Genomic DNA, 15475 nt, shown 5'->3' with positions numbered 1-15475 from the left:
TCTGCTGTGACCGCAACAGCCATCCCTTCCCCGTCACCCACCGACCCGGGTGGCGGGGCTGGTGCGCCGCGGCCGCACACCCGACGCAACGTCGAGCTGGGGCTGCTGCTGTTCGTCGCCGCCATCCTGGTCGTCTACGCGGCGGTCGTCGAGGGGAACGCGATCGGCGAGGTCACGCCCGACTTCTGGGTCCAGATCGCGATCCTCGCGGTCATCTTCGCGGTCGCGCACCTCGCGATCCGCTTCCTGGCGCCGTACGCCGATCCGGTGATCCTGCCGACGGTCGCCCTGATCAACGGCATCGGCGTGGCGTTCCTCCGGCGGCTGGACCTGGCCCGCACCAAGGCACCGCTGCGCGCCGACCTGAGCGTCTTCGGCGGCGACGGCTTCCGCCAGCTCGGCTGGACCGCGGCCGCCATCATCGGCGCGATCATCCTGATGCTGATCGTGCGCGATCACCGGTCGCTGTCGCGGTACGCGTACACGCTGGGCCTTGCTGGCATCGTGCTGGTGCTGATCCCGGCAGTCCTGCCGGCGCGGTTCTCCTCGATCAACGGCGCCAAGCTGTGGATCAAGTTCCCCGGCTTCTCGATCCAGCCGGGCGAGTTCGCCAAGATCTGCCTGCTCGTCTTCTTCGCCTACTACCTGGTGCGCAAGCGCGAGGTGCTGTCGATGGCGAGCAAGCGGTTCCTCGGCATCGACTTCCCGCGCGGCCGCGACCTGGGCCCGGTCGTGTTGGTCTGGCTGCTGTCGCTGATGGTCCTCATCTTCGAGAAGGACCTCGGCACCTCGCTGATGTACTTCGGGATGTTCGTCGTCACGCTGTACATCGCCACCGTACGGGTCAGCTGGCTGATCATCGGTCTGGGCTTCTTCCTCGGCGGCGCGTTCCTCGCGTACTTCCTCGGCAAGACCGTCGGCGGGCCGTTCCTGAACTTCTCCGAGCGCGCGACCACCTGGCTCGACCCGTTCGCCGACGCGGACAACAAGGGCTACCAGCTGGTCCAGTCGCTGCTCGGGCTCGGCACCGGCGGCCTGACCGGGGCCGGGCCGGGCGCCGGTCAGCCGACCAAGGTGCCCGAGGTCCGCACCGACTTCATCTTCTCCGGCCTCGGCGAGGAGATCGGGCTCTTCGGCCTGACCGCCCTGCTGGTGACCTACCTGCTGCTGGTCGAGCGGGGCCTGCGGGCCGCGATCAACGTGCGGGACTCGTTCGGCAAGCTGTTCGCCGGTGGCCTCGCGTTCACGCTGGGGTTGCAGGTGTTCGTCATTGTGGGTGGCATCAGCCAGCTCATCCCGCTGACCGGGCAGACCACGCCGTTCCTTTCGGCGGGTGGCTCGTCGCTGGTGGCCAACTGGCTGCTGATCGGCCTGCTGCTGCGCATCTCCGACGCGTCGCGGCGCCCGGCCGGCGGTGCGCCGTCGATCGGGCTCGGCGGGGTGTCCACCGGTGGTGGGGGCGGCGCGCCGGTCCAGATCCAAGAGCTTCCCACGGAGGTCGTGCGATGAACGCCCCACTGCGCCGGGTCGGCGTCGTGGCGCTGGTGCTGTTCGCGATGCTGTTCGTGAATCTGAACTACCGCCAGGTGGTCAAGGCCGACGACTACCGGACGCACCCGCGTAACGGACGGGTCCAGGCCAGCGAGTACGAACGTGCCCGCGGCAAGATCATCAACGCGCAGGGCATCGCGATCGCCGACTCGCAGGAGACCGGCGACACGCTGAAGTTCCTCCGCACGTACCCGCTCAAGGACAAGTACGCGCACGTCGTCGGCTTCAAGCCGGTGAACCTCGGCGCGACCGCCCTCGAGAAGCTCAACAACGACTTCCTGGTCGGCACCTCCGACAAGCAGGCCGCCGACCGGATCGCCGGGCTGTTCACGGGCAAGGACCCGGCCGGCGGCAACGTGCTGCTGACGCTGTCGCAGGCGACGCAGGAGGCCGCGTACACCCAGCTGGGCAACAACAAGCTGAAGGTGAAGAGCGGCGCGGTCGTCGCCCTCAACCCGGAGACCGGCGCCGTGCTCGCCGAGGTGTCGCTGCCGAGCTACGACCCCAACCTGCTGAGTACCCACGACATCAACGCGGCCGGGGCCAACTACAAGAAACTCGACAGTGACCCGGCCAAGCCGATGCTCAACCGTGCGGTGCAGGAGATCTACCCGCCCGGTTCGACCTTCAAGATCATCACCGCGGCGGCGGCGATGTCCGTCGACTCGTCGCTGACGCCCGACGCGACCGTGCAGGGCGGCGAGTTCTACCAGCCGCCGCAGACCTCCTCGTTCCGCATCAAGAACGCCCACGAAGGCATCTGCCCCGAGCAGCTCACGCTCAAGCAGGCGCTCACCGTCTCGTGCAACACCGTCTTCGCCCGGATGGGCGTGGAGCGCATCGGCGCCGAGAGGCTCAAGGCGATGGCGCAGGCGTTCGGCTTCGAGACCGAGCCGCGCTTCATCGAGGACCAGGACAAGAACTACTGCAACGTCGCGGCGAGCCACACCGGCCCGATGACCGCAGGCGCCAACAACGTCGTCGACCCGCCGGCCGTTGCTCAGTCGAGCATCGGACAGCGGGAAGTGAAGATGTCTCCGCTGCAAGGCGCCATGATTGCGGCGACGGTGGCCAACGGCGGGCGCGAGATGCAGCCCTACATTGTCGACCGTCTGCAGAACGCCGACCTGTCCAACGCCGACCGCACCGACCCGAAGGAGCTGCGCCGCCCGATCAGTGGCGACGTGGCCGCCAACCTGCAGCAGATGATGTTCAGCGTCGTCACCTCCCGTGACGGCACGGGCCGCAGCGCTGCCGTCCCGGGTTTGCAGGTGGGTGGTAAGACCGGAACGGCGGAGGACGGTGACGATGCCGGGGACCACGGCTGGTTCATCGGCTTCGCAATGAAGGACGGTAAGCCGGTCGTTTCGGTCGCGGTCTTCCTCGAGAACGCTGGCAAGGGCGGCAGCGCGGAGGCGGCTCGCATTGCCGGCCTGGTCATGAAGGCATACGCGGACGAAAAGGGCATCAAATAATGAGGTGCGCGACATGTTGAGCGCCGGCACCACGTTGGGTGGGCGCTACCGCCTGGACGAGCGCATCGCCGGCGGTGGGATGGGTGACGTGTGGCGGGGCACCGACGAGGTGCTCGGGCGCACGGTCGCGATCAAGGTGCTGCTGCCCGCACTGCTGGAGGAGCCCGGCTTCGCCGAGCGCTTCCGCGGCGAGGCGCGCACGATGGCCACCATCAACCACCCCGGCGTGGTGGACATCTATGACTACGGCAGCGAGAACGGCACCGCATTCCTGATCATGGAGTACGTGGAGGGCGACGCGCTCTCCCGCACCCTGTCCCGGGTCGGCCGGCTCACCCCGGCGCGGGCGATGGCGCTGGTCGCCCAGGCCGCCGACGCGCTGCACGCCGCGCACGAGAAGGGCATCGTCCACCGCGACGTGAAGCCCGGCAACCTGCTGGTGCGGCCCAACGGCACGCTCGTCCTCACCGACTTCGGCATCGCCCGATCGGCTGCTGTGGCACAACTCACAGCCGCCGGATCGGTGCTCGGCACCGCGTCGTACATCTCGCCGGAGCAGGCCTCCGGCGCGCAGGCCACGCCGCTGTCCGACGTCTATGCCCTCGGCGTGGTCGCCTATCAGTGCCTGTCCGGCCAGCGGCCGTTCGAGGGCGACAACCCGCTGCAGATCGCGATGCGGCACGTGCGGGACATGCCGCCGCCGCTGCCCGCCGACATCCCGCCGCCGATCGCGCAGCTCGTCGAGCGCGCGATGGCCAAGGACCCGTCGGCGCGCTGGCCCAGCGCGGCCGCCCTCGCGCAGGCCGCGCGCCGGGTGTCCGGCGCCGCCGGCGGTGCAACCAGCGCGGGCCCCGGCATCCCGATGGCGGCGCCGCTCGGCCCGCCCGGGTCCCCGGTCGGCCCGCCCGGCTCGCCCGTGGCGTACACGCCCGTCTCCGGCCCGCCGGTCTCCGGTGGCCCGATGTCCGGCGCGTTCGGGGGCTCACCGGTCTCCGGTGGCGCGCCCGTGTCGCCGGGTGTCGGCGCCAGCGGCACGCGGATCATGCCCGGTGCGGCGGTCCCGCCGCCCGCGGGCGTCGGCGCGGCCTCGGCCGGGCACGCCGCCCGCGGTGCGGCAGGGGTACCGCCGCCGCCGAGCAACGAGACCGCCTTCTTCGCCGGCGAGACCGGCGGTTACCAGGCACCGGGCGGTTACCAGCCGCCCACGCCGAGCAACAACCGCTCGGGCGGCAACCGCAACATGATGGTCGCGCTCGGTGCGGCCGCCGCGGTGCTGCTGGTGCTCTGTGGCGTCGGCGGCATCTGGTACGCCACCAAGGGCGACAAGGAGAACCCTGGCGCGGGCCCGACGGTCGCGGCGACCTCGCAGGCCGCGGCGCCGTCGGCGAAGCCGACGGGCAAGCTGGTCAAGGTGCCCTGCGAGTGGGGCGGCGGGCCGAAGCTGCGCAGCCGGGTGGTTCAGGACCTGAAGAGGGCCAAGCTCAACGTCAAGCAGGTCCCGCGGGACGACAAGAAGCCGATCCCGGGTCAGGTCCTCGACGTGCAGCCGTGCGGTGACGTGCCCGAGGGCACCGAGGTGACGCTGTTCTTCCAGGAAAGCGCGCGTGGTGGCGGGCCGACGGCGGATCCGACCGAGGACGCCGAGACGGACGAGTCGCCGGCCCCCGGCACCTCGTCGCAGCCCGCCGGCAACGCCAAGCCGTCGTGCACGCCGCCGGCGGTCCCCGTCGGGAACCAGTGCGTGGGTTAGATCGGAATGGGTTCTCGTCGCAAGACGTGGCAAGGTAAGAGTCGATGACCGAAGGACGACACGACATGACCGCCCAGCCTCGCCTCCTCGGCGGCCGATACCAGGTCGGGGAGCTGCTTGGCTATGGCGGCATGGCCGAGGTCCATCGAGGCCGTGACCTGCGCCTGGGCCGCGACGTAGCGATCAAGACCCTGCGCACCGACCTGGCCCGCGACGCGACCTTCCAGCTGAGATTCCGCAGGGAGGCGCAGAACGCCGCCTCGCTCAACCACCCCGCGATCGTCGCCGTGTATGACACGGGCGAGGAGCGGGGCCCGGCGGGCGAGGAGCTTCCCTACATCGTCATGGAGTTCGTCAACGGCCGCACCCTCAAAGAGGTGCTCGCGGCCGAGGGACGGCTCATGCCCCGGCGGGCGTTGGAGATCACCGCCGACATCTGCGCGGCGCTGGAGTTCAGCCACCGGCACGGCATCATCCACCGGGACATCAAGCCCGGCAATGTGATGCTGACCCAGACCGGCCAGGTCAAGGTGATGGACTTCGGCATCGCGCGGGCGCTGGCCAGCGGCGCCACCACGATGACGCAGACCTCCGCGGTCATCGGCACCGCGCAGTACCTGTCGCCGGAGCAGGCCCGCGGCGAGCCCGTCGACGCCCGCAGCGACGTCTACGCGTCCGGCTGCGTGCTCTTCGAGCTGCTCTGCGGTCATCCGCCGTTCGTCGGGGACAACCCGGTGTCGGTGGCCTATCAGCACGTCCGGGAAGACCCGCGGCCGCCGAGCAGCAGCAACCGCGACGTGACCCCCGAGATCGACGCGGTCGTGCTGAAGGCCCTGGCCAAAAACCCGCTCAACCGCTACCAGAGCGCCGGCGAGATGCGGGCCGACGTGATGCGCGCGGCGGCCGGCCGGCCGGTCTCCGCGCCGCCGGTCATGACCGAGGACGAGATGGCCAGCGTGATGGCGGCGCAGACCGCCTACCGCCCGCCGCCGGCCTCGCGCCAGCCTGCCCGCGCCGCGCAGCGGCAGAAGCGCAAGAACTCCACCGGCATCGCCGTGGCGCTCACGGTGCTGAGCCTGCTCGCGGTCGCCGCCCTGTCGATCGGGCTCTACCTGGCCAACCAGGACCCGATGGTGTCGGTGCCCGACCTGGTCGGCAAGAACCAGAGCGAGGCGGCCGCGACGCTGCGCCAGCTGAAGCTGGAGGGCGACCCGCGCACCGGCTCCAGCGAGAACTGCAAGGCCGGCACCGTCATCTCGCAGAGCCCGCCGAAGGGCAACGAGGTCAAGCAGGGCACCCAGGTCGACTACGACATCTGCGGCGAGCCGACGCTGATCCCGATCCCGACGCTGGCCCGCCAGCAGCTGGAGGCGGCCCGCCAGCAGCTGACCAACCTCAACCTGAAGGTCGCCGTCGTGCAGAAGGACGGCGCGGCCCCCAAGGACGAGGTCCTCGAGTCCGACCCGCCGGCCGGCACGCCGGTGAAGCCGAACTCGACGGTCACGCTGTACGTGTCGAAGGCCAACCAGGCGATCATGCCCGACGTGACGAACAAGACCCTGGCCCAGGCGCAGGCGGCGCTGGAGGCGGCGGGCTTCACGTCCGAGCCGAAGACGACCGAGACCCAGGTGACCGACCCGGCGAAGGACGGCCTGGTCATCAGCGCGTCCCAGCCGGTCGGCAGGGCGCTCATGAAGACCGATGTCATCACCCTGCGGATCGGCGTCCTGGCGGGCGGCGGCCCGTCGAGCTCGCCGAAGCCCAGCTCGACCGCTTCGCCCAACAATTAGTCCGGATTCACCCCGGTTTTCCACCTGTCACGGTGCGTACCCTGTGGATAACACGCCAGTTATCCACAGGGTTTTGCACAGGCAAGGTGGTTCTGGGTGTGAGTCACACCACCTTCACGGCGGCGTGGGCTCGTGGGCGCAGCGGTTGCCAACCTGGTCGGGCGTGGCGTGGGCGCGCCCGAGTGGTGGCGTGATCGGCGCCTGATTCCGGCGCCGCCTGCGGGTGCGCGCGCTGGATGCTCGCGGGCACCATGCACGGCTTTCAGGGAGCGAGCCCCCTCGACCCACCATGCCTGCCCAGGTCGGCCAGGCCGACGCTCCGATGGGTTCAGGCGAACGCTGCCACGCGGCGGGATTCCACCTCGGCGACGAGCTCGGGTGCCCGGTCCAGCGCGCCGGGGAGGCCGCACACGGCCAGCCAGTTGGCGAGCATCAGGTGGCCGCCCTGGGTCAGCACCGACTCGGGGTGGAACTGCACGCCCTCGATCGGGAGCTCCCGGTGACGCATGGCCATGATGACGCCGGACTCGGTGCGGCCCGTCACCTCGATCTGCGGGGGCAGCGTCGACTCGACCACGGCGAGCGAGTGGTACCTGGTCGCGATGAAGGGGTCCGGCAGCCCGTGCAGCACGCCCTGGCCGTTGTGAGTGACCAGCGACGTCTTGCCGTGCAGCAGCTCGGGCGCGCGGGTCACCGTGGCCCCGAAGGCGGCGCCGAACGCCTGGTGGCCGAGGCACACCCCGAAGATGGGCAGTTTGCCCGCGTACCGCTCGATGACGGCCATGCAGATGCCGGCGCGTTCGGGAGTGCCCGGGCCGGGGGAGAGCAGGATGCCGGCGGGGTCAGCGGCGCCGACCTCGTCGACGGTGATCTCGTCGTTGCGGCGCACGTCGCACTCGACGCCGAGCTGGCCGAGGTACTGCACCAGGTTGAAGACGAACGAGTCGTAGTTGTCGATGACAAGGACGCGCAATCGGCTCACCTAGCTCGGTAGTACCTGCGGGGCGGACGGGGTCTTCGTGGGCGGCCTGGACGGCACCCCGGTCGACGGCGCCGTCGACGGGGCGGTGCTGGGCGGCTGCTCCAGCTGCCCGCCGGCGGGGTCGTTCGTCTCCACCTGCACGTCGTCGAAGGGCAGGATCGGCTCGACCGCCGGAAAGACCTTGTACCACAGCAGCGCCGCGAACGCACCGATCAGCAGCGCGGAGACCAGGGACTTGAGCTGCCACTGCTTGAAGGGGATGTGCCGCCAGATCCATCCGTACACGCGGCTATCCCTTCAGCTCGGCGGGGTCGCCCTGGGCGACCGGCTGCGTGCGGTCCAGCTCGGCGTGCACGACCAGGCGCTGGTAGTTGTTGAACTTCGGGTTGCACGTGGTCATGGTCAGCATCGCCTTGGTGGGCGCGACCCCGGGCTTGTTCGGCACCGGCGCGACGACCTGCACCGCCGTCGGCAGCACGATCTCGTGGCTGGTCACGCGGTACACGTACCAGGTGTCGGCGGTCTTGACGACCACGGGATCGTTGGCCTTGAGCTGGTCGAGGTCCCACCAGATGGCCGGCGTGCGGTGCCCGGCCATCGAGAAGTTGCCGACCTGGCCCGGCAGCGCCGTGTCCGGATAGTGCCCGGGCGCGTAGCGGATGTCGGCGGGCGTGACGCCCTGCACGACGGCCCACTTCTTCTTCAGCCGCGGGATGTGTACGGACGCGATCACCGCACCGTTGGCGGGCTTGGCGACGGGGCTGGGTGGCCCGGACGGCGCCACGGTCGGGTCGGCGGCCGGCTGGGCCCACTGCTGCTCCAGCTGCCGGTTGAGCTCGTCCTGGTGCGCATCGACGATCGCGGACTTGCCCCAGACCTCGTAGCCGGCGAAGAGCAGCACGATCAGGCCGAACGTGATGAGCAGCTCGCCGGTGCCCCGGCTGACCGCACGCACGACCGTGCCGAACGTGGTCCTCGTGTATTCGGAGTACACGCTGCGATAACCCTCCTGGGTGCGGACCGGCCGCAACGGCACGACCTTGACACCCTTTGGGCCGTCAGGGTCCTGGGTCGCTTCCGGTTCATCCTCAGGGGTGGTTTTCGGGGTGCTTTCCGGATTTGCGGGGATCTTCGGCAGCACGGTGGTGGTCTCGGCCTGCTCCGTGAACCGGGGGATGTAGGCCGTGGCGTCCGCAGCGTCCGTGGCGGCGGGGACAGCGTGTGCCGCGGGTGCCGCCATCGGGGCGGCAACAACCAGCGGCAACGGAACCACCGGCGGGACCGGAGCGGCCGGCCGGACCGGCATGGTCAGTGGGGCGGCCGGACCGGCATCCGCGGGCGGCTGGTCGTCGCGGATCCGGGGGATCATCCTGGTTTCGATGTCGTCCTGATCCAGCGCGCGGTGGCGGGGGCGGTGCTGATCGTTGCTCATGCGTCAGGACCCGGCTTTCGCCGATTGCAGCGCGGTGGAGCCGTCATAGGCCTTCGCCTGCACGTCTGCCTCCATCCGGACCTGATAGCCCAGACCGAAATTGTCCGCGGCGTCCTTGAACAGGGCAACTCCCTCCGACGCGTCGAGCGAGCGCTGGAGGCGCGCCTGGTCGCCGATCGCGGCGATCTCGAACGGGGGTGAATACACCTGACCGTCGAGCAGCAGCGTGTTGCCAACGCAGCGTACCGCGCTGGTGGAGATGACCCGGACACCCATGAGCGTCATTGCCTCGGCGCCGCCGGCCCACAGGGCGTTGACTACGGCCTGCACATCCTGCTGGTGCACGACCAGGTCGTCGGGGCGGGCGCCGGCGGGGCGGCTGCCGTCGGGGCGCCTGGGCGCGTCGTCGAGCACCACGACCATGCCGGGGCCGTGCACGGCGGTCAGGCCGGCCGCGGCCAGCTGGCGCTCGCCGCGGCGGCGCTGCTCGTCGACCGCGGTGTCCGCGCCCGTCTGCCCCTGCTGCTGCGCCTCGATCTCGATGCGCAGCCGGCCGGCCCTCTCACGGGACGTGGCAATTTCCTGTTTTCTTTCAGCGATCAGATTCGCCAGCTCGGGCCGGCGGTCGTCGCGCAGGTCGGTGCCGTGCGCGGTCGCGGCCGTCAGCGAGAAGAGCAGCCCGGCCGCCCCGAAGACCACCGGGGTCGCCACTGACCAGCGCAAACGGCGGTCCTTGCGGTGGCGCGGCAGCATAGCGCGACCGAGCCTGCGCAGGGCGCGAGCCCACGAGGAGTCGCCTGATGTGTACTCCACCACGACCCCTCCCCGCAGACGCGTGCTGACTTGACTACGCTAGCCGTAGAACATTATTCAGGCCGACGCTGGCGGAGGTGGCGGCGTCACGTGGATAGTGTTGGCCAGACGACCCCTCCAGGAGAGCGCCGTGCCGAAGTCGACAGTTCGTAAGAAGAAGGTGTACACGCCGCCGGCGGAGTTGCGCCCACAGGAGACGGCCGCCGCCAAGCGCCGTCCGAGTCCGGTTTGGGTGCCGATCCTCGCGGTGAGCTTCATCGTGATCGGCATCGGGTGGTTGGTCGCCTACTACCTGACGCAGGGCTTCTTCGACGTGGATGCGTTCTCCGCCGTTGCCAAGCTGCAGTACTGGAACCTGGCCATCGGGTTCGGGTTCCTCGTCGCGTCGCTCGGCGTCCTTTCCAAGTGGCGCTGAGCTAGCCCGCTCCACGCCAGCCCCGCTCCACAGCCTGGGCCCCTTCGGCATGCCAACGTGTCGAGGGGGCTTCTTGGCGCTCTCAGACGCCCGGTGCGGCTAACTTGTCACAACTTGCGGCGTCACCCGTGACCGTTGCAATCCGGTGTCTTAGCGTTTGCTGCGACGGACCTCACGTTACTCGCCGGTAATGAGGGGACTAAGGTCGAGTTCCAGGACCAGCGGCGTTGGAGGCATCGGCATGGGCCCAGTGCAGATCATCGCGACCACTGTCGCGGCGGTGATCACCGTCGTGGCCACCGTGCTCGTCGTGCGCACCGTGCGCCGCATGATCTCCGTGGTACGGCTCGGCCAACCCGACCCCACCCGCGGCGACTCCCGGAGCCTGCGCCTCAAGACCATGCTGGCCGAGACGCTCGGCCACACGAGGATGCTGCGCTGGACCGTCGTCGGCGCCGCGCACTGGTTCGTCATGATCGCGTTCGTGGCGCTGTCGTCGCTGGTGCTCGAGGCGTACTTCGAGGTCGCCGTGCCCGACCACGGCCTGCCGCTGATCGGCGGCTGGAACGTCTACGGCCTGGTCACCGAGTGGATCGGAGTGCTCGGCTTCATCGGCATTCTGGTCCTGATCGGCATCCGGCTGGGCAATCTGCCGAGCAACCCCAACCGTCGCTCCCGCTTCGCCGGCTCGACGATGTGGCAGGCGTACTACGTCGAGTACACGATCCTCGCGGTGCTGCTCTGCGGCTTCTTCATCCGGGGCTTCAAGGCCGCCAACGACACGCTCGAGTGGCCGGTGTGGGCCGCGCCGGTCAGCCACGCGCTCGGCGCCGCGCTGCCCGCCAGCGCCGCCGCGGTCAGCCTCATCGCCATGGTGAAGATCATCATCTCGATGACCTGGGTCATCGTGATCGCCAGCAACATCACGATGGGCGTCGCCTGGCACCGTTTCCTCGCGTTCTTCAACATCTACTTCAAGCGGACCCCGGGCCGCGCCGGCTCCGGCCTCGGCGCCCTGCGCCCGATGATGAGCGAGGGCAAGCCGCTCGACTTCGAGGAGGCCGACCCGGAGAAGGACCAGTTCGGCGTCGCGCAGGTCGAGCAGTTCACGTGGAAGGGCATGCTCGACTTCTCCACCTGCACCGAGTGCGGGCGGTGCCAGTCGCAGTGCCCGGCCTGGAACACCGGCAAGCCGCTCTCGCCGAAGCTGCTCATCCTCGGCCTGCGCGACCACGCGTACGCGAAGGCGCCCTACCTGCTGGCCGGCGGCGCCAACGCCACCGAGGAGGCGCTGGCCAAGGTCGACGTCCTCGCCCTGGCGGAGAAGGACCGGCCGCTGGTCGGTGGCGTCGACGAGCACGGCGTGATCGACCCCGACGTGCTGTGGTCGTGCACCACCTGCGGCGCCTGCGTCGAGCAGTGCCCGGTCGACATCGAGCACGTCGACCACATCGTCGACATGCGCCGCTACCAGGTCCTCATCGAGTCGAACTTCCCGACCGAGGCCGGCGTCATGCTGCGCAACCTGGAGAACAAGGGCAACCCGTGGGGCGCGGCCCAGTCGACCCGCGAGGACTGGACCAAGGGCCTGGACTTCACGGTCCCCAACGTGGCCGACGGCGGCGACTTCGAGTACCTGTTCTGGGTCGGCTGCGCCGGCGCCTTCGAGGACCGGGCCAAGAAGACCACCCGCGCCGTGGCCACCCTGCTCAACGAGGCCGGCGTGTCGTTCGCGATCCTCGGCCAGGGCGAGACCTGCAGCGGCGACCCGGCCCGCCGCATCGGCAACGAGTTCGTCTTCCAGATGCTGGCGCAGCAGAACGTCGAGACACTCAACGAAGCCGGCGTCAAGAAGATCGTCGCGACCTGCCCGCACTGCTTCAACACCCTCGCCAACGAGTACGGCCAGCTCGGCGGGCACTTCGAGGTCATCCACCACACGCAGCTGCTGGCCCAGCTGGTCGCCGCCGGCAAGCTGACCCCGGTCCAGCCGCTCGACGGCTCGATCACCTACCACGACCCCTGCTACCTCGGCCGCCACAACCGGGTCTTCGCGCCGCCGCGCGAGGTCCTCGGCGCGGTCGCCGGCTCCTCGGCCAAGGAAGACGCCGGCCTGGTGGAGATGGACCGCTTCGCGGAGCGCTCGTTCTGCTGCGGCGCCGGCGGCGCGCGCATGTGGATGGAGGAGCGGATCGGCAAGCGGATCAACGTCGAGCGGGTCGAGGAGGCGCTGTCGACCGGGGCGAAGACCGTGGCCGTGTCGTGCCCGTTCTGCCTGACGATGCTCGGCGACGGCGTCACCGGCAAGAAGGCCGCCGGCGCCGCGCCGGACGACGTCGAGGTCGTGGATGTCGCGTCGGTACTGCTGCGCTCGCTGTCGTCGTGACGTAATTGACAAAACGGACTTTTCGCTCTAGGTTCGGAGGCGTCGGAGTCAGCGCTGCCCGATGACGTTCATCGCCATCGCCAGCGCCACCAGTACCGCTGCCGCAGTCGCGATCACGCGGAAGCCTCGCAGGCTCTCCGCCCACGCGGCCTTGCGCGCCCCTGGCACCAGCGCCTTCGTGCGCGTGTAGTCCAGCCGGGCGCGCTTGGCCTTGGTGTTGGCGCTGCCAGCGGCGAAACCGACGATCACTGCTATGCAGACACCGATCAGTGCCGCTCCCATTCCGCCCTCCTTGTGTCGTTTCCACAGCATCCGCGCTGCTTCGGGAGGCGAAAAGACCCCGAAAGAGGGAGGGTGATCTACGCCTCTCGATACCGAGGCGGACGCTGTCAGCGGCGTGTGGGTCCACGTGAAACAATCGGCTGTCACCTCGAAGGGATCGTCGCGCGCGCGTGTTCACCACCCTGTTGCCCCTGCTGGCCTTCGCGCTGCTCACCGCGGCGAATGCGGGCTTCGTCGCGGCCGAGTTCGCCCTGGTGACGGTCGACCGCGCCGAGATCGAGCAACAGGCCGCCTCCGGCGACCGCACCGCGCGGACCGTCCGGCTCGCGCTGCGGGAGCTGTCGTTCCAGCTGTCCGGCGCCCAGCTCGGCATCACCATCTCCGCTCTGCTCGCCGGCTACCTCGCCGAGCCCGCGCTGTCCCACCTGTTCGAGCCGCTGCTGGAGCCCGTGTTCGGCACCATGACGCAGGGCGCCGGGCACGTCGCCGCGCTGATCGTCGCGACGCTGCTGTCGATGCTCTTCGGCGAGCTGGTGCCGAAGAACGCCGCGCTCGCCAAGCCGATGCCCGTGGCGCGGGCCACCGCCGGCCCGCAGCGGATGTTCTCCAAGCTGTTCTTCTGGCTCATCGGCCTGCTCAACGGCTCCGCCAACTGGGTCGTGCGCCGGTTCGGGGTTGAGCCGCAGGAGGAGCTCGCCAGCGCCCGGTCGCCCGAGGAGCTGGGGCTGCTCGCGGCGATCTCGGCCCGCGCCGGCGCGCTGCCGCGGGAGACCGCCGTGCTGCTGCAGCGGACCATCCGCTTCGGCGACAAGCGCGCGGCCGAGGCGATGACCCCGCGCGTCGACGTCATCTCACTGCGAGCCGACGCGACGGTCGCCGACCTCCTGGCCACCTCGGTGCAGACCGGTTACAGCCGTTTTCCCGTGTACGTCCAGACCCTCGACCAGGTCACCGGGGTCGTGACGGTCACCGACGCGCTCGGGGTGCCGCCGGTACGCCGGCCGACGACGAAGGTCGGCGCGGTCGCCCGTGAGCCCGTCTTCGTGCCCGAGAGCCTCGACCTCGACGGCGTCCTGCAGGCCCTGCGCCGCAGCGGCTCCGACTTCGCGATCGTCGTGGACGAGTACGGCGGCACCGACGGCGTCGTCACCGTCGAGGACCTGGTGGAGGAGCTCGTCGGCGAGATCGCCGACGAGCACGACGTCGAGGAGGAGCCGACCACCGCGCACGGCATGCCCGACCTCACCGCCCCCGGCAACGAGCGCACGATGCTTGTGGACGGCGTGCTGCGGGAGGACGAGCTGGCCGAGGTGACCGGCTTCCGGATGCCCGAGGGTCCGTACGAGACGCTCGCCGGCTTCCTCATGGCCCGCCTGGGCCGCATCCCGACCGTCGGGGAGATCTGGAAAGAAGACAGCTGGGAGTTCACCGTCGTGGAGGTCGAGCGGCGCCGCATCGAGCAGGTCCGCGTCGTGCGGCCGGAGGACATCGATGATTGAGCTGCTGGTCACCGTCCTGCTGCTGCTGGGCAACGCGTTCTTCGTGGCGAGCGAGTTCTCGCTCATCGCGTCGCGCCGCACCGTGATCGAGCCGCTGGCGGCCACGTCCCGTAGGGCCCGCTCGGCCCTGCGCGCGATGAACGAGATCCCGCTGATGATCGCCGGCGCCCAGCTCGGCGTCACGATCTGCACCCTGGGCCTCGGCGCGCTGAGCGAGCCCGCACTCGCGCACGCGCTGGAGGGCCCGTTCGCGTCGCTGCACGTACCGGAGCAGCTGATCCACCCGGCCGCGCTCGTGCTGACGCTCGGGGTCATCGTCTTCGCGCACACCGTGATCGGTGAGATGGTCCCGAAGAATCTGACCCTCGCCTCGCCCGAACGCGCGGTGCTGTGGCTCGGCCCGCCGATGCTCGCGTTCTGCATGGCCACCAAGCCGGTGCTGGTCGCCATGAAATGGGCCTCGCGGATGATCCTTTCGCTGTGGCGGATCGAGACGACCGGCTCGGTCAAGACCGTCTTCACCGCCGAGGAGCTCGCCGGACTCGCCGCCCAGGCCACCACGGAGGGGCTGCTCGCGCCCGAGCAGCACGCCCGCATCGCCGGCGCGCTCGCGCTGAGCCAGCGCACCGCCCGTGACGCGCTGCGCCTCTGGTCGGAGATCACCACGGTGGCGGAGGACGTCTCCCCGGCCTCGCTGGAGGTCCTCGCGACCCGCACCAACCATTCCCGCTTCCCGGTCGTCGAGCGCTCGTCGCGGCGGGTGCTGGGCTTCGTCCACGTCAAGGACGTCATCGGGTTCGTCGGCCCGCAGCGGCGGGCGCCGATCCCGCTGGACCTGATCCGCCCGCTCGGCATCGTGCCGCCGACGCGGACCCTCGCCGAGCTGCTGCTCGCGATGCGCCGGGAGCGGCAGCACATCGTGCTGGTCAGCGACGGCCGGGTGCCGATCGGCGTGGTCACGCTGGACGACGTGCTCACCGCCGTCGTCGGCCAGCCCGTCTCGGAGGAGCCCGCACCGGTCTGACGCAGTCCCCCGATCGTGTCATCCTTGTGTGATTCGTGGCTTTTGCCCGGTCTGGCCGGGCATAGTGGCCGGTTAT

The 15475-nt window shown here is 70.1% G+C and carries 12 protein-coding genes and 1 pseudogene; 8 read left to right on the top strand and 5 right to left on the bottom strand.

Annotated features, from left to right (window positions below; genetic code table 11):
• The first annotated feature begins 21 nt into the window (after positions 1-21).
• From AB0H83_RS27640 to pknB, 4 genes and pseudogenes are all read left to right on the top strand, one after another.
• The gene (locus tag AB0H83_RS27640; protein WP_360099479.1) at positions 22-1509 is read left to right on the top strand and encodes an FtsW/RodA/SpoVE family cell cycle protein; all 1488 of its coding nucleotides are present in this window, start codon (positions 22-24) and stop codon (positions 1507-1509) included.
• A complete protein-coding gene (locus AB0H83_RS27635) occupies positions 1506-3026 on the top strand; it encodes a penicillin-binding protein 2 (RefSeq protein ID WP_360099384.1) in 1521 nt (506 codons plus the stop codon). Before AB0H83_RS27640 ends, AB0H83_RS27635 begins: the two co-directional genes overlap by 4 nt.
• A 13-nt stretch (positions 3027-3039) precedes the next feature.
• Positions 3040-3840, top strand: a pseudogene (locus AB0H83_RS27630) (serine/threonine-protein kinase); the annotation flags it as partial.
• A gap of 1001 nt (positions 3841-4841) precedes the next feature.
• Positions 4842-6566 (top strand): Stk1 family PASTA domain-containing Ser/Thr kinase, encoded by a 1725-nt coding sequence (gene pknB, locus AB0H83_RS27625; protein WP_360099477.1) that lies wholly within the window; start codon positions 4842-4844, stop codon positions 6564-6566.
• 328 nt (positions 6567-6894) lie between these two features.
• Here the strand turns inward: pknB and AB0H83_RS27620 are convergent, their stop codons facing one another.
• Genes AB0H83_RS27620 through AB0H83_RS27605 form a run of 4 tightly spaced genes read right to left on the bottom strand, consistent with a single transcriptional unit; the run spans position 6895 to position 9793 of the window.
• A complete protein-coding gene (locus tag AB0H83_RS27620; protein ID WP_360099382.1) occupies positions 6895-7539 on the bottom strand; it encodes an aminodeoxychorismate/anthranilate synthase component II in 645 nt (214 codons plus the stop codon).
• A gap of 9 nt (positions 7540-7548) precedes the next feature.
• The gene (locus tag AB0H83_RS27615) at positions 7549-7779 is read right to left on the bottom strand and encodes a hypothetical protein (protein WP_360099475.1); all 231 of its coding nucleotides are present in this window, start codon (positions 7777-7779) and stop codon (positions 7549-7551) included.
• Between the two features lie 58 nt (positions 7780-7837).
• A complete protein-coding gene (locus tag AB0H83_RS27610) occupies positions 7838-8980 on the bottom strand; it encodes a class E sortase (RefSeq protein ID WP_360099380.1) in 1143 nt (380 codons plus the stop codon).
• A 3-nt stretch (positions 8981-8983) separates the two neighbouring features.
• Positions 8984-9793 (bottom strand): DUF881 domain-containing protein, encoded by an 810-nt coding sequence (locus AB0H83_RS27605; protein ID WP_360099378.1) that lies wholly within the window; start codon positions 9791-9793, stop codon positions 8984-8986.
• A gap of 130 nt (positions 9794-9923) precedes the next feature.
• On the opposite strand from AB0H83_RS27605, the gene AB0H83_RS27600 reads away from it, so the two are divergent.
• Together AB0H83_RS27600 and AB0H83_RS27595 are read left to right on the top strand one after the other, a co-directional pair.
• Complete coding sequence (locus AB0H83_RS27600) at positions 9924-10208, top strand: cell division protein CrgA (protein ID WP_360099376.1); 285 nt, start codon at positions 9924-9926, stop codon at positions 10206-10208.
• Positions 10209-10449: 241 nt separating this feature from the next.
• Positions 10450-12594, top strand: coding sequence for a (Fe-S)-binding protein (locus AB0H83_RS27595; protein ID WP_360099374.1), 2145 nt, complete (start codon positions 10450-10452; stop codon positions 12592-12594).
• Between the two features lie 48 nt (positions 12595-12642).
• Here the strand turns inward: AB0H83_RS27595 and AB0H83_RS27590 are convergent, their stop codons facing one another.
• Positions 12643-12876, bottom strand: a complete 234-nt coding sequence (locus tag AB0H83_RS27590; RefSeq protein WP_360099372.1) for a hypothetical protein — start codon at positions 12874-12876, stop codon at positions 12643-12645.
• Positions 12877-13046: 170 nt separating this feature from the next.
• On the opposite strand from AB0H83_RS27590, the gene AB0H83_RS27585 reads away from it, so the two are divergent.
• Together AB0H83_RS27585 and AB0H83_RS27580 are read left to right on the top strand one after the other, a co-directional pair.
• Positions 13047-14375 carry a hemolysin family protein gene (locus AB0H83_RS27585; RefSeq protein WP_360099370.1) on the top strand — a complete coding sequence of 443 codons (1329 nt, stop codon included), beginning with the start codon at positions 13047-13049 and terminating at the stop codon, positions 14373-14375.
• Complete coding sequence (locus AB0H83_RS27580; RefSeq protein WP_360099368.1) at positions 14368-15399, top strand: hemolysin family protein; 1032 nt, start codon at positions 14368-14370, stop codon at positions 15397-15399. The genes AB0H83_RS27585 and AB0H83_RS27580 overlap by 8 nt, the downstream gene beginning before the upstream one ends.
• Positions 15400-15475: the final 76 nt, after the last annotated feature.

Source organism: Dactylosporangium sp. NPDC050688 (assembly GCF_040654515.1).
GTDB lineage: Bacteria > Actinomycetota > Actinomycetes > Mycobacteriales > Micromonosporaceae > Dactylosporangium.
The sequence above is the reverse complement of the archived record's forward strand: the minus strand, read 5'-3'. Positions and strand labels throughout refer to the sequence as shown.